General features: G+C 66.9%; 15 protein-coding genes and 1 pseudogene. 14 read left to right on the forward strand and 2 right to left on the reverse strand.

Translation table 11 applies throughout. From position 1 onward, the window contains the following. Nucleotides 1-23 precede the first annotated feature (23 nt). From ACIRJP_RS25470 to ACIRJP_RS25495, 6 genes are all read left to right on the forward strand, one after another. Nucleotides 24-1,142 (forward strand): DUF4007 family protein, encoded by a 1,119-nt coding sequence (locus ACIRJP_RS25470; protein WP_241200023.1) that lies wholly within the window; start codon nucleotides 24-26, stop codon nucleotides 1,140-1,142. Then, a complete protein-coding gene (locus ACIRJP_RS25475; protein WP_404178407.1) occupies nucleotides 1,139-4,708 on the forward strand; it encodes an ATP-binding protein in 3,570 nt (1,189 codons plus the stop codon). The genes ACIRJP_RS25470 and ACIRJP_RS25475 overlap by 4 nt, the downstream gene beginning before the upstream one ends. Before the next feature lie 2 nt (nucleotides 4,709-4,710). Next, complete coding sequence (locus ACIRJP_RS25480; RefSeq protein WP_124284327.1) at nucleotides 4,711-5,547, forward strand: phosphoadenosine phosphosulfate reductase family protein; 837 nt, start codon at nucleotides 4,711-4,713, stop codon at nucleotides 5,545-5,547. Between the two features lie 143 nt (nucleotides 5,548-5,690). Beyond that, nucleotides 5,691-6,296, forward strand: a complete 606-nt coding sequence (locus ACIRJP_RS25485; protein WP_124284328.1) for a GIY-YIG nuclease family protein — start codon at nucleotides 5,691-5,693, stop codon at nucleotides 6,294-6,296. A gap of 27 nt (nucleotides 6,297-6,323) precedes the next feature. Then, entirely contained in the window at nucleotides 6,324-7,625 is a 1,302-nt protein-coding gene (locus ACIRJP_RS25490; protein WP_404178411.1) for a DNA sulfur modification protein DndB, read from the forward strand. A 313-nt stretch (nucleotides 7,626-7,938) separates the two neighbouring features. After that, the gene (locus tag ACIRJP_RS25495; protein ID WP_404178414.1) at nucleotides 7,939-8,880 is read left to right on the forward strand and encodes a transporter; all 942 of its coding nucleotides are present in this window, start codon (nucleotides 7,939-7,941) and stop codon (nucleotides 8,878-8,880) included. Nucleotides 8,881-8,975: 95 nt separating this feature from the next. On the opposite strand, the gene ACIRJP_RS25500 is transcribed toward ACIRJP_RS25495, so the two are convergent. After that, a complete protein-coding gene (locus ACIRJP_RS25500; RefSeq protein WP_404178417.1) occupies nucleotides 8,976-9,722 on the reverse strand; it encodes a DNA-methyltransferase in 747 nt (248 codons plus the stop codon). A gap of 578 nt (nucleotides 9,723-10,300) precedes the next feature. On the opposite strand from ACIRJP_RS25500, the gene ACIRJP_RS25505 reads away from it, so the two are divergent. The 7 genes from ACIRJP_RS25505 to ACIRJP_RS25535 all read left to right on the forward strand — a co-directional run bounded on the left by ACIRJP_RS25505 (nucleotide 10,301) and on the right by ACIRJP_RS25535 (nucleotide 17,867). Continuing rightward, nucleotides 10,301-11,449 (forward strand): C40 family peptidase, encoded by a 1,149-nt coding sequence (locus tag ACIRJP_RS25505; RefSeq protein WP_404178420.1) that lies wholly within the window; start codon nucleotides 10,301-10,303, stop codon nucleotides 11,447-11,449. A gap of 326 nt (nucleotides 11,450-11,775) precedes the next feature. Then, nucleotides 11,776-12,084 (forward strand): DUF6112 family protein, encoded by a 309-nt coding sequence (locus tag ACIRJP_RS25510; protein ID WP_404178423.1) that lies wholly within the window; start codon nucleotides 11,776-11,778, stop codon nucleotides 12,082-12,084. After that, on the forward strand, nucleotides 12,084-12,773 hold the full coding sequence (locus ACIRJP_RS25515; protein ID WP_404178426.1) for a hypothetical protein: 690 nt from the start codon (nucleotides 12,084-12,086) through the stop codon (nucleotides 12,771-12,773). The genes ACIRJP_RS25510 and ACIRJP_RS25515 overlap by 1 nt, the downstream gene beginning before the upstream one ends. Before the next feature lie 27 nt (nucleotides 12,774-12,800). After that, complete coding sequence (locus ACIRJP_RS25520) at nucleotides 12,801-14,231, forward strand: ATP-binding protein (protein WP_404178429.1); 1,431 nt, start codon at nucleotides 12,801-12,803, stop codon at nucleotides 14,229-14,231. Between the two features lie 144 nt (nucleotides 14,232-14,375). Then, nucleotides 14,376-15,848 (forward strand): SCO6880 family protein, encoded by a 1,473-nt coding sequence (locus ACIRJP_RS25525; protein WP_404178432.1) that lies wholly within the window; start codon nucleotides 14,376-14,378, stop codon nucleotides 15,846-15,848. 34 nt (nucleotides 15,849-15,882) lie between these two features. Beyond that, nucleotides 15,883-16,335: a DUF6238 family protein gene (locus ACIRJP_RS25530; protein ID WP_404178435.1), complete on the forward strand. Its 453-nt coding sequence runs from the start codon at nucleotides 15,883-15,885 to the stop codon at nucleotides 16,333-16,335. A 26-nt stretch (nucleotides 16,336-16,361) separates the two neighbouring features. After that, the gene (locus tag ACIRJP_RS25535; RefSeq protein WP_404178438.1) at nucleotides 16,362-17,867 is read left to right on the forward strand and encodes an ATP-binding protein; all 1,506 of its coding nucleotides are present in this window, start codon (nucleotides 16,362-16,364) and stop codon (nucleotides 17,865-17,867) included. Between the two features lies 1 nt (nucleotide 17,868). On the opposite strand, the gene ACIRJP_RS25540 is transcribed toward ACIRJP_RS25535, so the two are convergent. Then, nucleotides 17,869-18,228 carry a hypothetical protein gene (locus ACIRJP_RS25540; protein WP_404178441.1) on the reverse strand — a complete coding sequence of 120 codons (360 nt, stop codon included), beginning with the start codon at nucleotides 18,226-18,228 and terminating at the stop codon, nucleotides 17,869-17,871. 228 nt (nucleotides 18,229-18,456) lie between these two features. Between ACIRJP_RS25540 and ACIRJP_RS25545 the strand changes: the two are divergent. After that, a pseudogene (locus ACIRJP_RS25545) lies at nucleotides 18,457-18,817 on the forward strand (hypothetical protein); the annotation flags it as partial. Between the last annotated feature and the right edge of the window lie 1,067 nt (nucleotides 18,818-19,884).

The following is a 19,884-nucleotide window of genomic DNA, read 5'->3' on the forward strand; positions in this document are numbered from 1 at the left end:
GCCTTGAACTCATCAAAACCTGAATGGACACGGAGAAATCCCGCATGTCAGACACTCGGCTCGCGGAAGCCGCTCACTCCTCCTTCGCGCGCCACGAGACGTTCGCGCCGCGCTTTGGGTGGCTCCACAAGGCGTACATGCAGGTGAAGGACAACCCGGAGACGTTCCTCGCGGATGACGCTCCAGTGCAGCTCGGCGTCGGCAAGAACATGGTCTATTCCATGCGCTACTGGTCCCGGGCGTTCAAGCTCACCCGCGAGCACTATGGCGACGACACCAATTCGCGCGCCATGTTGTCGTTCCCGACGTGGGAGGCGCGGTGGCTGCTCGACGAGGACGGAGCCGACCCCTATCTGGAAGAGCCCGGCAGCCTGTGGTTGCTGCACTGGTGGCTTCTCTGCTCCCGGCCGGGTGCCAAGAGCTGGGCTCCGGCTTGGTATGTCGCTTTCCACATCGCGCCGTTCTCCCGGTTCACAGCGGAGGATCTGACACAGCTGATCGTGCGTCACGTCAACCTGTCCTTCCGTGAAGGGCCGGTGGAAGCCTCCATCGCCAAGGACGTCGACTGCATCACCAAGATGTACGCCCCCGCGCCCCGAGGGAAGATCGGTGCCCCAGGCGCGCTTGAGGACTTGCTCGCCTGCCCCTTCCGTGAACTCGGGCTACTGGAGCAGGTTGGGCAGCGGGGCAAGATGGAATGGCAATTCACCACTGGTGTTCGCACCTCTTTGCCGGCCCGGATCGTGGCGTACGCCTGCCTTGACTACGCGGCCCGCACGACCCGCGGTGCTGGCTCCATCTCGCTCGCCCGCCTCGCTAACGAACACGGGGGTCCCGGCCGCGCGTTCCGTATCCGCGAACCGGATATCGCCGCCGCCCTGGAGAAAGTCTCCGGTGATCACCCGGGGCTGCAGATCGTCGAGGCGATCGGGCAGCAAAGCCTCGCGTTCTCTTCTGATCCATTCGAGTTGGCCTGGGACGTCTTGGACGATCAGTACGACAAGGTCCGGTCACGGCCGGGGTTCCCCACCCGCGAGGAGTGGGCACGCGAATACCCCAAACTCGCGGACGCCGAGAAGCGCGAGCGAAAGAACCAGGACGCCGTCGAGCCACAGCTCGCCCTGACTGAGGAGAACGTGTGACCACCGCGACCCCCACGCGGCGCAGTGCCGCAGCCAAGAACCCTGGTGGCCCGCAGTTCCCCACCGGTATCGCCTTGGTCGGCTCTCAGATGCGCTCGACCAATCTGGAACGCGACGTCCAGACCGAGCTGCACTCTCTCTACATCGGCACGCGTGCAGTCGACGTGCTCGAACGCGTTACGAGTGCTCTCGGTAATTTGCGCCGTCCCCGGTCCTGGTCCTTCACTGGACCCTACGGTTCCGGCAAGTCCACCCTGACCAACCTCATCGATGCACTCCTCGGCCATGACAAGGTCCGCCGTTCCGAAGCGGAGTCCCTGCTCGGCGCCACCAGCCCCAGCCTCGCCAAGCGTCTGCCCGCCGGCCGGGAGCAGCTCGCCCCGGCCGGCTTCCTCGGCGCCGTCGCCACAGCCCGCCGCGAGCCGCTCGTCGCGACGCTGTCGCGGGCTCTCCACACCGCTGCTCAACGCCGCTGGAAGACCCGCCCGCCCAAGGCAGTCGCTGCAGCCCTTGCCGCCTGCACCGACCCCGCAACGACGTCGCCGCAGGACATCCTGAACGCCGTCGAGGCCCTGTGCGCGCTGCAGCCGCTGCTGCTGGTCATCGACGAGTTCGGCAAGACCCTTGAGCACCTTGCCGGACACAGCGAGTTCGCCAGCACCAAGGACGACCTGTTCCTGTTGCAGGAACTCGCCGAGAAGAGCGCCGGCGATCAGGGTCTGCCGCTGTTCATGATGACGCTGCAGCACATGTCGTTCATGGACTACGCCGCCCGCTCCAGCGAGCTGCAGACCCGCGAGTGGGCGAAGATCCAGGGCCGGTTCGAGGACATCACCTTCACCCCGCACATTGGCGACGCCGTCCAACTGATGCGCCGCCGGCTCGACCAGTCCGCTGCTCCCGAGTCCGGCCAGAAGCTGATCCGGGCCCAGGCCGAGGCTGCCGAGAAGGCCTGGAAGCATCACGGCCTCAACACCGTCGTTGGCCTCAAAGCCCAAGACTTTGCGGACCTCTACCCGCTGCACCCGCTGACGGCGGTCGCGGCCCCTCTCCTCGCGGCTCAGATCGGTCAGCACGACCGCAGCCTGACGAACTTCCTCAACAGCGACGAGCCCAACACGGTCCGCCGCTCGCTGGACCTGTTCTCGCTCGCCGAACCGCGGCGGGCCAGCACCATCCAGTTGCCGCAGCTGTACGACTTCTTCCTCGACTCCGGCCGTACTTCCCTCCTGGCCTCCACCAACGCAGGCCGCTGGATCGAAATCGAAGCCAGAGTCACCGAGGCAAACGGACTGTCCACAGCCGATCAGAACCTGCTGCGCACCATCGGCATGCTGAATCTGATCGACTCGGATGGTGCGCTGCGAGCGACTGCCGCCATGATCTACTTTGCGCTGCACGAGCCGTCCGACGGGGCAGACGCAAAGGCCTTCGCCGCCCTTGAGGAGCAGTTGCAGAGCCTGGTGGATCGGGGCTTCCTGGTGCACCGCAAGTTCAACGGTGAGTACAGGGCGTGGCTCGGCACGGACGTCGACATCGACGGTCGTCTGAAGGACATCACCAACCATCTCGACAGCACATACGTCATCCAAAGGCTCGGCGAGTACCTTCCGCAGGCGCTGACCGCCGGCCGCCACAGCCAGGTCACCGGGATGATGCGCGCCCTGTTCACCCGCGTCACCGGCCCCGAGACCAAAAACGTCAAGGGCCCTGACGAGCTCAATGACCACGCTGACGGGCTGCTCGTCTTCCACCTCGGCACGACCGAGGACCGGCCCGTGGTCAAGTCCTCGCTGCCGGTGGTCCTCGGCGTCACGGAGGAACCGGAACTCGTCGTAAGCGCTGCGACCTACCTCGTGGCCCTCCAGGAACTGCTGCTCGACACGTCCTTGGACCCGGTGGCGCTGCGTGAGATCAGGGAACGCACGACAGGGGCCAAACGCGAACTGCTGGAACTCCTCGATGCGGCCTTCTACCCGCAAACCCAGCGCGCGACCTGGCGACTGTGGCGCTCGGGTATCTCCGACGACGACAACGAAGGTGAAGTGATCGAGGGCCGCAGCCTTAGCGGCCTGGCCTCGATCGCCTGCGACCGGGTCTTCTCAGCCACCCCGCACATCCGCAATGAGATGCTCGGCCGCCACGAACTCACCAGCCAGGGCGCGAAGGCCCGTCGCGAACTGCTCACAGCGATGCTACTCAAATCCGGTGAGCGGTATCTCGGTATCGCCAAGCACCCAGCCGAGCGTGCCATGTACAGCGGGGCCCTGGAGTACATGGGCTTGCACCGGGAGAACACGGGCACCCCAGCCGACGACTCCTCCACCTCCTTGTTCCCTTACGGCTTCTCCCGACCTGGCGACTCTCACCCGCACACCCTCGCGGTCTGGGAGGCCCTGGAGGAGTCACTCACAGCAGCGAACAAGCGCACCAATCTCGACGAGATCTTCCGTGCCCTGATGGTGCCACCCTACGGCGTCAAGGCCGGCGCCGTGCCACTGTTGGTGGTCACTGCACTGATCCTGCGCAGCCAGGACGTAGCGCTGTTCGAGGAGGGCACATACCTGCCCCGCCTTACGCCCGACATCGTCGAGCGCATGCTCAAGGCACCGAAGCGCTTCTCCGTGAAGTCCACGCCGCTCGGGGACGGCCTGCGCCAGAGCGTCGTAAAGAACCTGTCAGTTGCACTGAAGGTGGATTCTCCACGGTCTCAGGCTCTCCGCAATCCAGCATTGCTCGCGGTGACCCGAGCGCTGTTGGAGCGGGTGATGGTCCTGACCCCCTACGCCCGCCGCACCAAACGCATCAGCAAGGACGCCATCGCTGTCCGAACCGTCCTGCTCACAGCTCAGGACCCGGACGACTTGCTCTTCCACACACTGCCGCAGGCCTTGGGGCTCGACCCGATCAGCCCTGAGGCCCGGATCAGCAGCAGCGGCAACAAGGGTTATGCAGAACGGCTCGCTGCCGCAGCGGAGGAACTCTCGGGGGCGGAGAGGGCACTGCGTGCCGAGGTCGTCGAGACCATCAGCCGCCAGTTCCGCGTCCCCTCCTCGCTACCGAAGCTCCGCCGTGAGCTTGCCGCACGGCTCAAGGGATTCGCCGGCGTCTCCCTGAGCCTGGAATTGCGGGGCTTCGTCTCCATCGCGCTCAACGAGTACCTGTCGGACGATGACTGGCTCGATCCACTGATCGTTCGGCTGTCGAACTCAGCCCTCGGCGACTGGTCCGACAACGATGCAGCCGTCTTCTCTCGACGCGTCAAGGAGATGGCTTCTGCCCTCGACCGGGTCAGCCACCTCTACGAGAGCCGCGAACAGAGCACCGACCAGACTGAGAACCTCGAAGCACAGCTGCTCACTCTGACGGACAACGACGGCGTCGAACAGCGGACGCTGATCTACGTCCCGGAGCAGTCCCGGCAGGAGGCCGAGAGTCTCGCTGTCAGTGTCCTGGAGCAAGCTAGGAACATGCTCGGTCCGGACGGCGCCCGCATTCTGCTTGCCGCCCTCGCCCAGCGCGTAACCGAGCCCGCTACCAACACCGCAGTCGAGAGGACGGAGTGACCATGACCGACGACACCGCTCCCAAGAAGAGGGTCCGGCACGTCCTAGGCCTGTCCGGTGGCAAAGACTCTTCCGCATTGGCGATCTACATGCGTGACCGAGTGCCGGAGATGGAGTACTTCTTCTGCGACACCGGGGCCGAACTGCCGGAGACCTACGAGTACCTCAACAAGCTTGAGGCAGCGGTCGGCAAGCCCATCACAAGGCTGAACACGGACCGGGACTTCGACCACTGGCTGGAGGTTTACCAAGGCACTCTGCCGAGCCCCCAGATGCGCTGGTGCACTAAGAACCTGAAGATCAAGCCGCTGGAGGAGTGGGTCGGCGAGGACGAGGTGATCTCCTACGTCGCCATCCGCGCGGACGAGAACAGGCTCGGCTACGTCAGTACCAAGCCCAACATCACCGCGGTCTTCCCTTTCCGCGAGGACGGCATCGACCGCGAAGGCGTCGGTCGCATCCTCGACGAGGCTGGCACCGGTCTGCCGGGCTACTACGAGTGGCGCACCCGCTCCGGCTGCTACTTCTGCTTCTTCCAGCGCAAGCACGAGTGGGTCGGGCTGAAGGATCGTCACCCCGAGCTGTTCGACAAGGCCGTGGCTTACGAGGAGAAAATACGGCACCAAGGGACCGCCATGCAGGGACGCGACTACACCTGGTCTCAGGGGGAGTCACTGCATCAGCTGATAGAGCGTAGGGAGGACATCGAAGCGAAGCATCAGGATGCGCTCGATCGTGCTGCGAAGCGTGTGAAGCCGAACCGGCCGCTGCTGGAGGTCCTGTCCGACGCCTTGGATTCGGACGACGACGAGGCCGGCTGCTCAGTCTGTCACCTCTGATTATCCCGAAGCCCCCTAGTAGGCCCCGATGGTGACGTTTGATCACTATCGGGGCCTACTTTCGTCTCATCGCACCGACTGTCAGTGCCGCGTGTAAGGATGTTCCTCCATCTACCGCCGCTGCAGCCGGAGTGCCTTGAGGAATGGCGACACCAGACACCCACGAGCGCTCCGTCATCCGCCACCGCACTGAGGCTGGTCCTTCGCTGGACATCCGACTCGGCATCGCTCCCATGCTCGATGTCCCAGCCCACAGAGTCCTGCAGGACGACCTGGCGGAGCATGCCTCTCTCTGGGAACAAGCCCTCGCGGTCGAGAGCCTCGGCAGCTCACTCCCTGACGAGGCCGGGCTGTACATGTTCGTCTGGCGCCCATCGATCAGGCTCGCGATGGCTGACGACTCCTGGAGCAGCTTCCACCAGGTTCTCTACATAGGCCAGGCAGGTGGATCAGGCCAACGTGGCAACACGCTCCGAAATAGGTACAAGGACTACAAGAAGCACCTTCGAGGCAACCCCGAAAACCTCTGGACCGAGGAGCCTCCAACCACCCGGGCCGGCCGACTCACGCACTACCTTGCCCTTCGCCCGCTGGAGTTCTGGTTCGCCACAGTTGAAGACCGCGCCAAGATCAAGAACCTAGAGGCCCGGCTGATCAACTTGTACAACCCGCCCCTCAACAACCAGAACCGGCCAAAGCTGCGTGGCCGGCTCAGCAGCATCCCCCAACCGGCCCTGCGCGATAGCTGACTTCAGCATCCCGACATCGAGGAAGACATGGCATCCAAGACCTTCGTCCCCGCCTTCAAGGCACAGGTTGGCAACTGGACCTACTACTCCTGCCTGATGAGCTACGCGCAGGTGGCGCGCGAGATCAACTTCGCGCATGAACTCGGGGGGAACCAGGACCTCGGCACCATGATCCAGCGAGGTGTCGGAACCCGCACTGCACAGATCACCGACTACCTGCTCAGCAACGAGAACCGTTTCCTCGGAGCCATCATCATCGCGGTCTGGGGCGGGGATCCCAACTACCTTGAAGTAACGATGGACACAGACGATGCGAACCAGGCAGTTCTTGCCGGCCTCGATCGCAACTTCGGCGTCCTCACCTTCGATGGAACGCAACAGTTCTTCGCCCTCGACGGTCAGCACCGGCTCAAGGCGATCAAGGATGCGATCAAGCGTGACCCCGACTTGGGCGGCGAAGACATCAACGTCATCGTCGTACCCCACTTCGACACCCCTGACGGCCGTCGACGCACCAGGCGGTTGTTCACCAACATCAACCGCAACGCCAAGAGCACCAACGCGCAGGAGAACATCGCGCTCGACGAGGACGACAGCTTCGCCATTCTTACCCGTCGCCTGCTCGATGATCACCCCTTCCTGAACCGGGACAAGGTCGTCCTCGTGTTCAGCAAGGTCGGCCAGGATGGCGAACTGGTCCTCGCCCAGCGCTCGATCACCGCTACCAGCCCCGCCTGGAGCACGATCGGTGTGCTCTATGACATCGTCAAGGAAATCGGCTTCGACCTCCCGTGCACCGTGGAGCAGTCGACGCAACGGGCCACGGACGATCTCCTCGACCAGAGCTACGATCTCCTCGCGACACGTATCCAGAATCTTCTTGACGCCTGTGGGAACCTGCGCCAGCGCTACCTCACCGCCCAGGCCCCCAAGGATGTGCGCGCACCGAAGGGCCGCGATGGCGCAGGGCACCCGTTCATGCGGCCGGCGGTACAAGTACAGGTCGCTCGGGCCGTACGGCACATCCTGGAACAGGAAACGCTGGAGTGGGAAGAGCTGATGAAGCGCCTCTCAGCCCTCGACTGGAAGATGTCAGCAGCGCCCTTCTCGTCCATGTGGATCGAGACTCCTGAGGGGAAGCAGCAGGGCAAGATGGCCAGCGGCAAGGACCACACCCAACTGCTCTACGACCTGCTTCTCGTCCACCTCGCCCCGCGTACAAAGGTACAGATCAGCAGGGCACTTCGTTCCTACTCCGACCTCATGAAGACCAAGTACCCGGTCCCGGTGGAGTCGTTGACTGCCCTTCTTCCGATCGACGCTGACTGAACAAACCAGCGCCTCAAGTGGACTCCACTGAACGGTCGCACTAGGTCCTGCCGCTATGCCAGGGCATCCGCTGCTCCGGCGTGGGATGCAGTTACACGCCAGCACCGGCGCCCCGAGCGAGGCTCCGAGAGATGCGTTGGACGAGTGACGCGGGTTGCAGATTGCGCTCGATCCTGAGCAGGTAGCCGACCTGGAAGTTGCGCAGCTGCGCATCGCGGGCTTCTGCGGTTGCCTGGCGTCCGCCCGCCCGGAATACTGCCCGCCCCCAAAGCGATTGTTCGATAGAAGGTGCTGGGGTGAACGGGAGAGACCGGTGAATGATCTGAAACTGTTCCGCGTCGTGGACGGCCGGTCAGTCGAGATCGCCGGATCGGCGGTGGCTCTGGAGCGCCATCTGCAGACGCTGATCGAGGCGAACATGGAGGCCATGCTCGGGATCCAGTTCCTGGCCTCGGAGTACGCCACCGGCCCTCGTCACCACGGGAGGATCGATTCACTCGGCCTGGACGAGAACGGCAACCCGGTCATCGTGGAGTACAAGCGTTCGAACGGGAAGGCTGTGATCACGCAGGCTCTTTCGTATCTGTCGTGGCTGCGGGATCACCGGCACGAGTTCGAGAGCCTGGTCAAGGAGCGACTGGGCGGCGAGGCGGCCGATTTGGTGGACTGGAGCAGTCCCCGCCTGGTGTGTATCGCCGGCGACTTCACGTCGCACGACGCGCACGCGCTGGGGGAGATCGGCCGCCGGATCGATCTCGTGAGCTACCGGGACTTCGGTGGGGGCCTCCTGGCTCTGCAGCTGGTCGCCTCCGTGACCGGCTCCACGACATCGTCCCGGACCCCAAGCACACCCGGGAGCACAGGTGCGCCCTCGGCGGGTCCTGGGGGTGGTGGTTCAACGGTCAAGCCGGTCCGGCAGTTCTACGACGAGTCGCCTCAGTCACTGCGCGATCTGTACGCCGACCTCGACGCCATGCTGATCTCCCATGCCGATGTGCAGAAGGAGTTCCAGCTGCATTACGTCGCCTACCGGCGCATCAAGAACGTCGCCACCGCCCGCTTCCAGCCGCGCAGTCACACCCTCGTGGTCCGGCTTGCGGTCGACCCGGACACGGTCGAGCTGGTCGAGGGCTTCACCCGTGACGTACGCAAGATCGGCTGCCTGGGGACGGGCCCTCTGGAGCTGCGGATCCGGTCCCAGGAGGACCTGGCGAGAGCCGGTGATCTCGTCCGGCGAAGCGTCGAAGACCGCTGACGAGCGTTCGGGGGTGGGTGTGCATCGGTATTCCGACAACACACCCGCCCCCGTTTTGCGTGTCGTCAAGGTTGGTCGTCTGGCATGGTCCGGTCTCATTCTTCGGGTCCTGCCAACTCGAAGTCGTCCTGGGTCAGGGCACGCTGGAGTCGCTCTTCGGCGACGCCGGCGTAGTGCGAGGACAGCTCGACTCCCACAAACTGCCGGCCCTCGCGCAGGGCGGCGACGCCTGTCGAGCCGCTGCCCGTGAACGGGTCGAGGACGGTGCCGCCTTCGGGGCAGATCTGCACGAGCTGCTGCATGATCTCGACCGGCTTCTGGGTGATGTGGACGCGATCCTTGCGCGGCTGGGAAGCGATGAAGTGGCCGGGCAGGTAGAGGTCCCGGTCCTTTTTGAGGCTGCCCTTGACGCCCCAGGTGATGAACTCGGCCGACTGTTTGAACCCGCCCTTGCGGGGCCGGCTGGCGGGCTTGATCCAGGGGATCGTGCCACTCCATGTCCACCCCGCCATCTGCAGGGCGTCGCTGGTAGTCGGCTCCTGGCGCCAGTCGGAGAACACCATGGCGACGGAGTGCTCGGTCGCGGCCCGGTACGCCTCGGTGAGCAGCGCGGTCAGCCAGCTTCGATAGCTCCGCTGATCGCGGTTCTCTCCGGGAAAGTTCTGCAGGTCGTGCGCCGATCCGCTGGTGACGTACTTGGCTCGGGCGGTGCGGCCGGTGCGGTCCGAGCTGGTGCGTCCGCCGGAGTTGTACGGGGGGTCGGTGATGACGGCGTTGACGCTCTCGTCCGGGAGGGTCTTCAGCACGGTGAGGGCGTCGCCTCGGTGCAGCGTGTAACTCATGTGCGGGGCCTCTTTCAGGGCACGGCGGGACTGGGCCCGTTCCGGACGGCGGTCAACAGCGGCCGTTCGGAGTGGGGTTGCGCCGGAGGTTAGCCGCGATTTCCGGCCGCACCTAACGAGCCCGTGCCGTGCTCCGGGCCCGGGTTCGGCAGTCGTTTGGTGCGGCCGGAATCCCGGTCTACTGTCTCGCCATGTCACCGAGGCGGAGCCCGGCTCCACCCCCGCTGACCTGTGCTGATCCGTGTTGCCGCGTCCAAAAACGCGGTCCGGCGGGCACGTTGCCCCCCGTTCTCGAAGCCGTGAGGAGACCCGGTGCACCGCCTGAGATTACGAGCGCGGCCGGCTGCCGCGCATGACCTGAGACCGGCGTCCGGGAGCTACCAACTCCCCTGACACTGGCCCGCCCTGAGAGGCGGATTCACATCGGCGCGGTGCCGACGGCTTTGCACGAGAAGTCGGCACCGCGCCTCCTACGAACCGCGAGGAGCCGCTGCGATGCAGCACGCCCTGATACGCCCACGCCCTGACCCAACCCCGTTGCCCGGCCGGGCTGTCCGCATCGGCGAACGGCGGCGGCGATGAAGAAGAAGAGCACCGGAGCCGTCGTCGGTCTCTTCGCCTCCGGTCCGCTGCTGCTGGCCGTTCCGATCCTCGGTATCGCGGCCGGGAGTGCCTCGGCTTCCTGCTCGACCGGCGGTACACAGGCTGTGGATACCTCAGCCGTTGCCGCTCAGGTGAAGGCGATCCTAGATGGCGGCGGCAAGGGCACGGTCTCCATGCCGGGCCTGGACGGCCCGGCCGAGCAGATCCCCAACGCCAAGACCATCCAGGCCACCGGCGTCGCGATGAACATCCCGGCCCGGGGCCAGATCGTGGCCCTGGCGACAGCCCTGCAGGAGAGCGGCCTGCGGAACCTGACCTACGGCGACCGCGATTCACTGGGCTTGTTCCAGCAGCGGCCATCGCAGGGCTGGGGCACCGCGAACGAGATCCTCGACCCGGTGCACTCCTCGACCAAGTTCTACGAGGCGCTGAAGAAGGTCTCGGGCTGGCAGTCCCTGTCCGTCACCCAGGCCGCCCAGACGGTGCAGAAGTCCGGCTTCCCCGAGGCTTACGCGAAGTGGGAGCCCCTGGCCACCGCCCTGCAGCAGGCGATCGAGCCGCTGCTGTCGAAGGCCAGCGGCACGTCGCCGAGCCCCTCGCCATCCAGCTCGGACAGCACGGCCAGTTCTCCACCGAGTACCGCGGACGGCTGTACGACCGGCGGGGACGGAACCAACTTCGGAACCATCCCACCCGGCGCCGTGCCGGCCGGATACAAGATCCCGGCAGGCGCTCCGCCAAAGGTCCAGACGGCAATCCGCTGGGCGCTCGGCCAACTCGACACCCCGTACCAGTGGGGCGGGAGCTGCACCGACTCCCACGGGCCCGACCCCATGGGCCGCTGCGACTGCTCCTCGCTGATGCAGCAGGCGTACAAGGCAGCCGGGGTCACCCTCACGCGGACGACGTACACGCAGGTCAAGGAGGGCAAGGCGGTATCGGCCGACGCTCTCCAGCCGGGCGACCTCGTCTTCACCGAAGGAACGTCCCACGTCCCCGAACACGTCGGCATGTTCATCGGCCAGGGTCTGATCATCAACGCCCCGCATACCGGTGACGTGGTCCGCATCGCGACCCTCGCGTCCTGGAAATCTCAGATTCTCGCGGCCCGCCGAGTCGTCTGACCGGCGCTGAAGGTTCCGGTTCAACCTGTCACTGTCCGGCCATTCTGTCGTCGGCTTGTCACCCGCTGAGGCAAACCCGCAGGTCGGCTGTCCGAGAGATCTGTCAGCAGGGCCCGAACGGGCCGTCTCGGCTGAAGAATCCGACAAGTTGATTGGACGAATCCGCCGACAAGCTGCCTGGACAGCCAGGCAAAGCCGCAGGTCAGCGAATCGCCAGACGACAAGTCAAATCGGAACCTACAGGCGCTTCCCCCTCCCCCTCCTTCTCGCACCGCCGCTTCGCTCCCACGGGCTTTGGCGTGCACTAAATCGAACTGGAGTTCGCCATGCATCTCGCCGACAAGGTCGTCCAGCTCGCCTACGACCCCGGGATCAAGCCCAACGAGGGCGGATTGCCGGGCCTCTCCGTCCTCAAGCAGGTGATGGGCTCCATCAACCTCTTCGGCATCATCGCCGTGGTCGGCGCGCTCGCCGTCAGCGCGGGCGTGTGGGCCTGGGGCCACCACTCCGGCGGCCACCAGGCCGAGGCCAACGGCAAGAAGGGTGTGCTGGTCAGCGCTGGCGCGGCCCTCCTGTTGGGTGCCGCAAACGGTGTGGTCGCGTTCTTCAGCACGCTGGGGACGCAGGTCCACTGATGCCTTCCCACTCCTCGAACCCCGGCGGCGCATCTCGCGTGCGCCGCCGGGCGCTGCTCGGCACTGCCGTCCTGGTGGTGCTCGTCGCCCTCGCCGGCCTGGCTGCCTACCTCACCCGCGATGGCAGGACGTCGCCCAAAGCCCCTGTGCCGCAAGCGAGTTCGTCTTCTCCTTTTTCCTCGGCCGCTTCGACGTCCGGGTCGCCCTCGCCGAGGTCACGCCCTCACTCCCTCCCGATCCCACCGGACACCCACGATCCGATCGAGTTCGGGAAGGCAGCCGCCGCAGCGGTGTGGTCCTACGACACCCGCGCGTACTCCCAGGCAGAGCTGCTGACCGCCCTGCACCGGTGGCTGACCACCGAGACCAAGTACGCCGACCCCGCCTCAGTCGACGTGGTCGTTCCCTCGCCTGCGCTGTGGAAGGAAATGGCCACGAACGGCCAGTTCGCCACCGCCAAGGTCAACGAGGGTCACTTCCCGGACTCGTTCACCCAGGCCCTTCAGGCGAATCCCGGAACGATCACGCAGGCGTACGTCTACGCCGTGACCGTCTCCGGTAAGCAGTCGATCGCCTGGAACGGCTCGCCTGCCGGTGGTGCGGAGAACCGCGTAACCACCCTCGCGGTCCAGTGCCGCCCCTCCCACCCCTGTGCCCTGGCCGGCGTCATGCCGTCCGTCGCGCCCTGACCCCCAACCCAGAAAGGAGGTATCGCCATGGGAGTCTGCGACTTTCCGCTGATGGACAAGGTGTGCGGTGCTGTTGACTTCGCCACCAACCCCGCCGGGGCCGTCACCGACGGCATCGGAGCATGGATCGCGAAGTCGTCCGGAGAACTGGCCGCCAGCGCGGCGGATCTCGCCGCTAAGGCCGTCAACGCGACGACCGCCATCGATCTCAACGCCAAGTGGTTCCGGGACAACTACGAACTGCTGCTACCGATCGGGCTCGCGCTGACCGTCGGCACGTTCTGCATCCAGTTGATGCTCGCGGCCTGGCGCCGAGACGGACGCGCCCTGGCTCAAGCCGCCATCGGCACCATGACCGGCGTCCTCTTCAGCTTCTGCGCCATCGCCTTCACCTCCGTCGCCATCACCGTGGTCGACGCACTGTCCGACGGCCTGTTCCAAGCAGCCAACAGCTCAGTTGACGACGCGATCCGCCGTGTGGTGAAGGTCAACCTACTGGGGGCGATGTACGGCCTCGGCTGGGGAGTCCCAGCTCTGGTCGCCCTAGGATGCGCGATCGGCGCGTTCATGTACTGGGGGGTCATGGTCGCTCGCAAGGTCGGCGTCCTGGTCCTGGTCGCCCTCGCTGTCTTCGCCGGAGCCGGCGGAGGCTGGGAAGTGGCCAAACGGTGGCGGGGCGGCTGGATCGAAGCCACCGCCACGCTGGTCGTCTCGAAACTCCTGATGACCGTGGTCTTCCTCATCGGCGTCTCGGCGATGGGCAAGTCGGATGCCAGCGACGGCATGGCTGCGCTGTCCGACGCGATGGCAGGCATCGTCGTCATGGTCCTGGTGCTGCTCTGCCCCTACGCCACCTATAAGTTCGTCCACTGGGCCAGCGACGGTGGGGGTCACGACGACCTGCACCGCACCAGCGTTGCCGGCATGGCGGTCGCCGCAGGGGCGGCGAAGACCGCAGGCAGTCTGGCGATGCGGGCCAGCACCGGAACCCCCGCTCCGCAGGGTCCGAGCCAGGTCCCCGGCACGGGCGCCGATGGTGTCGCCTCCGGCATCAACCCCTCCGGCGGCAACCTCAGCAAGGAGGGCATCGACGCCGGACCGCCCAAGCCGCGGACCAGCTTCCGGTACGGCGAAGACCCGAACGCCTCCGGCGACAAGGGCCGCGCCCTGATCCAGCGACCCGGCGTCCCGCCGCTCATCACCCGACCCAGCGGGGGCGAAACGGAAGGTTCCGAAGCGGGCGCCCCGGGTGCCGCCAGCGGCTCTGGTCAGTTCGCTGGCGCGTCGGCTGCGGGCGGCAGCATGATCCGCGCCGGTGCCGCGCCGCCTGCCGGCCCTGCACCCGGGGGCACGAGCAGCCCTGCCGCACCGCCGCCGCCTTCCACCGGTCCGTCGGCAACCGGTTCCCCGACGCCGACAAGCTGGGCGTACCCCAGCCAGCCGCCTTCGGGATCCTGACCAACCACAGCCGAGGGGCGGGCTGCCTCCCGCAGCCCGCCCCCGTACCCCGCGCCGCCGATCAACAGAAACGGATCCCTGCCATGACCTCCAGAAGAGCGCCGCGCGCCTCGCACTCCGCCCGCTCCCACCGTCTGGAACCACATGTCTGACAAGCCGCAGGCCGAAGCCACCCCAACCACCGTGAAGTTTCCCCACCGCAGCAGGCGCGGCATCCTGCTCGGCCTGACCGCCCCGCAACTGATCGTCGTCAGTCTCACCGGCCTCCTCCTGTTCGCCGTGATCCTCACCCGCGGCGTGGGCAGCGCTCTCGAACTCATCCCCCTCTGGTCCGCCATCGCCCTCCTCGTCTTCGTCCGCTACCGAGGCCGCGCCCTGGCTGACTGGGCTCCGATCGTTGCCCGGTACGTCCTGCGTCGGATGCGGGGCCAGTTGATCTGGCTCACCCGGCCCTCCTGCCGCCCGATCCGCGAAGGGCTGCTCCACCTGCCCGGCACAGCGGCGAGCCTGCGCGTGGTCACCGCCCCCGATCGCCGATACGGTGCGATCCACAACCCCCACACCCGCACGCTGACCGCCGTCGTCAAGGTCTCCTCTCGCGCCTACGCGCTGCTCGACCCGGGCACCCAGAACGCCAACGTCAACGGCTGGGGACGCGCGCTGGCCGCGCTCGCCCGGACCGGGCAGGTCGCCCGGATCCAGGTGATCGAGCGCACCGTCCCGGACTCCGGCGACGCGCTGCGCCGGTACTGGGAGGAGCACGGCCAGCCCAATGCCCCCGTGGCTGGCGCGATCTACAGCGAGCTGATCCAGAGTGCTGGCCCGGCGGCGGCGCCGCACGAGGCGTACGTCGCGGTATCGCTCGATGCCAAGGCCGCCCGGCGGCTGATCAACCAGGCCGGAGGCGGCCTCACCGGCTCCTTCAGTGTCCTAGCGCAACTGGCCTCGACCTTCGACCAATCCGCGCGTACCGCCGGGCTCAATCCCACCGGCTGGCTCACCGCCCGCGAGATCGCGGCCGTCGTGCGAACGGCGTACGACCCCAAGGCTCTCGCTACGCTGGATCGTTGGTCTACCGCCGGTCGTCCCGAGGCTGAGTCCGCCGCTGCCGGCCCGGTCGTGGTCGTCGAGAAGGCGGACCACATCGCGACCGACTCGGCCGTCCACGCCACGTACTGGGTGGAGAACTGGCCGAGGACCGAGACGTCGGCGGGCTTTCTGCACCAGCTCCTGTTCACCGCCGGGGTCCGGCGCACGCTGTCACTGTCGTACGAGCCGAAGGGACTGGACGCCGCCCTGCGCGATGTCCAGCGCAAGAAGGCCAGCGTGATCGCCGACGCCGCCGAGCGAGCCCGACGGGGTCAGGTCGACTCCGAGGCGGACTCGATCGAGTACCAGGACATCAAGTCCCGGGAGCGCCAGCTCATCGCGGGCCACGCGGATGTCGCCCTGACCGGCCTGCTGACCGTTTCGGCCGACTCGGAGGAGGAACTCCGCTCCGCCTGCGCCGTCGTAGAGACCGCGGCCGTCGGCGCCCAGCTCGACCTCCGGCCGCTCACCTGGCAGCAGGCCGAAGCGTTCACCGTCGCCGCCATGCCGCTCGCCCTCGCCGCCTGATGCTGGCCTCTCCTCCCTCCGAAAGAGCACCCCCATGTCCCGCACCGCCAGCACGACCGCGCAGGACTTCGTGCCCTTCGCCACCGCCGCGCTCGACTTCCACCGCGCGCTCAACATTCCGGGCGGTCCTCTCGTCACCACCCGCGCCGAGCTGGACGCCCTGCACGACCACCTCGTCTCGCTACACGGCCTGCTCGACGCCCATACCTCTCGCACCGGACAGCTCGTGCCGGTCGAAGGCGACCAGCTCCGCGCCGCCCGCACTCGAATCTGGCAGGCCGCCGACCACATCCACGCCGCCTACCACGCGGCACCCCGGCCGGACTCCGGCGAAGTGCCCGAGCGCGAGGCGTGCCAGGCCGGCCTGCCGGAAGGGGCGGCAGATCTGACCATCTGCCAGCGCCACCAGCGAACCGCGCACCTGGTGCGCCGCCGCACTACCCCGGCCGACCTGTACGCGCCGTTCACTGGCCTCGTCCACCGCTGACCCGCCTTCCGTCTGGAGAAACGTTCATGCCTCGTACCCGCGCCAGCGCCTCCCACCTGTTCGTCCCCCGCAAGGCATCACGCGCCGAGCAGCGAGCCGCCCGTGCCGGTTTCGCCGAGGCCCGCCGCCAGGCGCGCCTTGCCGGAGCACCGCCGAAGCACCGCGCCGAGGAGAACCTCGACCCGGAACTACGGCCGACCTACCCACCGTCCGGACGCCCCGGCTCCTCCTCAGCTCGGGGCGGCAAGATCAGCCTGCCCGCCCACCGCATGACCACAGCCACCGTCAGCGGTGCCTATCCGTTTCTCGCGGAGGGCGGCCTGGGCGCCGAAGGGATCTTCATCGGAAGGGACGTGCACGCGGAGGCAGCGTTCTGCTACGACCCGTTCTCGCTGTACAGCAGCGGGCGGATCGAGGGCTTCACGAATCCGAACGCTGTCTTGGCCGGGATCATCGGCATGGGCAAGTCCGCGCTGGCCAAGTCGATAGCCACCCGGGCGATTGCCCATGGCTACCGGGTCTACGTTCCCTGCGATCCCAAGGGCGAGTGGACGGCCGTCGCACAGGCTCTCGGCGGCTACAGCATCACGCTGGGGCCGGGGCTCCCGGGCAGGCTGAACCCGCTGGATGCTCCGGCTCGGCCCGCCTCGGTGAGCGAGGGCGACTGGTCGACCGAGGTCCGAAAGCGCCGCCTCCTACTCCTGGCGGGCCTGGCTCGCACCGTGCTGAAGCGCGATCTCCTGCCGATGGAGCACACAGCTCTGGACCTCGCTCTCGACCTAGTCGTCGCGGAGGCCGACGCCAGCGGCACGGTGCCGCTGCTCGGCGAGATCGCGCACGCCCTCGGTTCGCCCGAGCGCCTCGACCGAGCTCTCGGCGACCAGGCCGGACACATGGGGCCCGCCGCGCAGGACCTCGCGCACGCCCTTCGCCGTCTTGTGCACGGGGACCTGAGCGGCATGTTCGACGCTCCGTCGACGGTGGCCTTCGACCCGACCACCCCGATGCTGTCCATCGACCTCTCCCGCCTCGGCGGCTCCGGTGACGACACCGCCTTGGTCTTGGCCATGACCTGCGCTTCGGCGTGGATGGAGAGCGCTCTCGCCGACCCGGACGGCGGCCAACGCTGGGTGATCTACGACGAGGCGTGGCGCGTGATGAGGCACGTCGGCCTGCTCGAACGCATGCAGTCCCAGTGGAAGCTCTCCCGCGGGCTCGGCATCGCCAACCTCATGGTCATCCACCGCCTCAGCGACCTGCTCAGCGCAGGCGATGCCGGCTCGCGAGGCCGGGTGCTAGCCGAGGGCCTGCTGGCCGACTGCTCCACCCGCATCATCTACCGCCAGGAACCCGACCAGGTCGCTGCTGCCGCTTCCCTGCTCGGCCTGACCGGCGTCGAGACCCAGGCCGTGTCCGCCCTGACCAAGGGCCGGGGCCTGTGGAAGGTCGCGGGCCGGAGCTTCATCACCCAGCACATCCTGCACCCGGCCGAGCGAGAGCTGTTCGACACCGACGCCCGCATGTCGGCCTAGCTCAACTAGCGGACCATGCAATGGAGTTGAACCATGCCGTCAACCGTACCGCGACCAGACCACCGAGTCCATGGGGGAGGTGCCGCCTCGGGCCTGAGCCCGCGCACCGCGGCACCGGCTCTCTAGCGACTGGATCGATCGCCTCGCCGCCGCCCGTCCCGAGGAGTTCGCCGAGCTGTTCCACGAGGCGCTCACGGACGACTTCGGCGCGGTGGCCCGGCTGCACCAGATGCTCGAAACCGCCTCGGAGTGGTGCCGCACCCACGGAGCCCGTGGCAGCGACTCCGAGTTGGACGCCCTGACCGGCCGCCTGACCGATCTCGGCGAGGATCTGTACCTCGTGAGGGAGGGCCTGGGTCACGAGTTCAGCTCCCGCTCGCACCGAGCGGCAGCAGCGGCTCGTGTCTCCCCGGTCGTGTCAGTCAGTGGGCCTTCCGTCGGCCAGCAGAACCAGGTTGCGGCTCCCATTCCACCTTCCGCCGTCCGCTCACTGCCGCGTTCGCGGTGAGCAGAGGCATACGAACAAGGATCCATCGTGCCCGAATCTCCCGCTCCCCATGAAGACCAGCCAGCGTCGGCCGCCGATCACCTGGCGTGGCGGCAGCATGTCCCGGCGCTGGCTTCTGCCGCCGCCGGCCATCAGGCAGGCGTCCGACGCCTGGAACGCAATCTCGGACTCCTTCTGCGACCACGACGGCTGGCCCATCGACGAGAAGGGCTATGCGGACGGCAAAGTGAAACGTGACGCCGAAGCGTGTAAGCACGTCGAGGTCTTCCTCGCCCACGGCCCCGAGGTACTGGCCGGTGTCCGCGCCGCCGCCAACGGCGCCGACTACGTCGAGGGGCCGATCAGCGAGGACCTCCGGCGGATACGCGGAATCGACACCACCCTGGAACGGGCAGGCCAGATCCATAACGAGTGGGACCAGGTCATGGCGCTTATGGACGCCTCAGTGGGCGTTTGATGTTGATTCGCGGTGGGTATTTCGAGCTGCTTTGCCGCATTCATCGCCAACGTGCACAGCCTGAAATGCCTGGAAACTTCACACTGATGGGGATCTTCTGTCCCATTAATAAGCCAGACGGAATCCAGCACCGAGAAGCGGATGAAACGGGTGTACAAGTCGACATCCGAAAGGTCGCGAAGACGCATGCAAGGTGTGAATCGGCCCGCAGATTGTTGACCGCAGGAGCGACTTAGCACCGCAATCTATCCCTGAACGCCCTCTCACAACCCGGTTCGCGAGCGATGTACGTGAGCCGGGCGGAGGAGATCCGCAACTCCGAAGGCTGGCACTACGCGGACGAGTTGTCCTTCCAAGGCCCGGCGCTCACTCGGGCTGGCGACTACTTGGCCAGCCGGGTGGACCCAGACCAACCTTCGCAGGCCGAACGTGCCCATGTGGCCCTCGCCCGGTCCACATCAGGCAACCGCGGGGCCCCACCCGCTCCGCCTCCTGCACCGCCCGCATCGAATCCGGCGGCCCCGCGTCGTTCCCGCTGACGGCTCTAGCACCGAATCTCGGCGGTACCAAACCGGCCAATCGCCGGATCCTCATGGAACGCCGCCACCCCCATCGCCCCAGCGCTTGCGGCTCGTGTCGTCGGCTGCTGAGGCACCCCGCCATGGAGAAGCCCCATGCACCCCGACCAGTCCTTGGTCTCCCTCCGACGGGAGATCACAGCCGTCACCGCGCGCACCATCGCTCCTCTTCCTCTGCACTCCACTGCCAGCGCCCCGGAACGGGAGCACGGGTACGGACACCTCACCGCTCCCCTTCGGCAGCGTGACCTGGAGTGCACCGTCGAGTACGGCCAGCGACTACATCGTCCACGTCGCGCTCCCTGACGGCAGTTCGTTGATCATCTCGCCATCCCAGGAGCCGAAGCTGCTCGCCGCCGTCGACGCGCGTCTTGATCAGCTCGACGTGCCTCCACGGCCGGGCTCTGCCTCGCCGCGCGTGACTTCTGCTCTCGCGCTCTCGCCGACCGCTCAGCGCACGAGCCCAGCACCACT

Source organism: Streptomyces sp. NPDC102437 (assembly GCF_044765565.1).
GTDB lineage: Bacteria > Actinomycetota > Actinomycetes > Streptomycetales > Streptomycetaceae > Streptomyces.

Bases quoted from the DNA above. Each gene is read 5' to 3' on its own strand.
- ACIRJP_RS25525 (WP_404178432.1), top strand. From the start codon at position 14,376: ATGTCTGACAAGCCGCAGGCCGAAGCCACCCCAACCACCGTGAAGTTT.
- ACIRJP_RS25470 (WP_241200023.1), top strand. From the start codon at position 24: ATGGACACGGAGAAATCCCGCATGTCAGACACTCGGCTCGCGGAAGCC.
- ACIRJP_RS25510 (WP_404178423.1), top strand. From the start codon at position 11,776: ATGCATCTCGCCGACAAGGTCGTCCAGCTCGCCTACGACCCCGGGATC.
- ACIRJP_RS25485 (WP_124284328.1), top strand. From the start codon at position 5,691: ATGGCGACACCAGACACCCACGAGCGCTCCGTCATCCGCCACCGCACT.
- ACIRJP_RS25515 (WP_404178426.1), top strand. From the start codon at position 12,084: ATGCCTTCCCACTCCTCGAACCCCGGCGGCGCATCTCGCGTGCGCCGC.
- ACIRJP_RS25530 (WP_404178435.1), top strand. From the start codon at position 15,883: ATGTCCCGCACCGCCAGCACGACCGCGCAGGACTTCGTGCCCTTCGCC.
- ACIRJP_RS25480 (WP_124284327.1), top strand. From the start codon at position 4,711: ATGACCGACGACACCGCTCCCAAGAAGAGGGTCCGGCACGTCCTAGGC.
- ACIRJP_RS25505 (WP_404178420.1), top strand. From the start codon at position 10,301: ATGAAGAAGAAGAGCACCGGAGCCGTCGTCGGTCTCTTCGCCTCCGGT.
- ACIRJP_RS25490 (WP_404178411.1), top strand. From the start codon at position 6,324: ATGGCATCCAAGACCTTCGTCCCCGCCTTCAAGGCACAGGTTGGCAAC.
- ACIRJP_RS25520 (WP_404178429.1), top strand. From the start codon at position 12,801: ATGGGAGTCTGCGACTTTCCGCTGATGGACAAGGTGTGCGGTGCTGTT.
- ACIRJP_RS25535 (WP_404178438.1), top strand. From the start codon at position 16,362: ATGCCTCGTACCCGCGCCAGCGCCTCCCACCTGTTCGTCCCCCGCAAG.
- ACIRJP_RS25500 (WP_404178417.1), bottom strand. From the start codon at position 9,722: ATGAGTTACACGCTGCACCGAGGCGACGCCCTCACCGTGCTGAAGACC.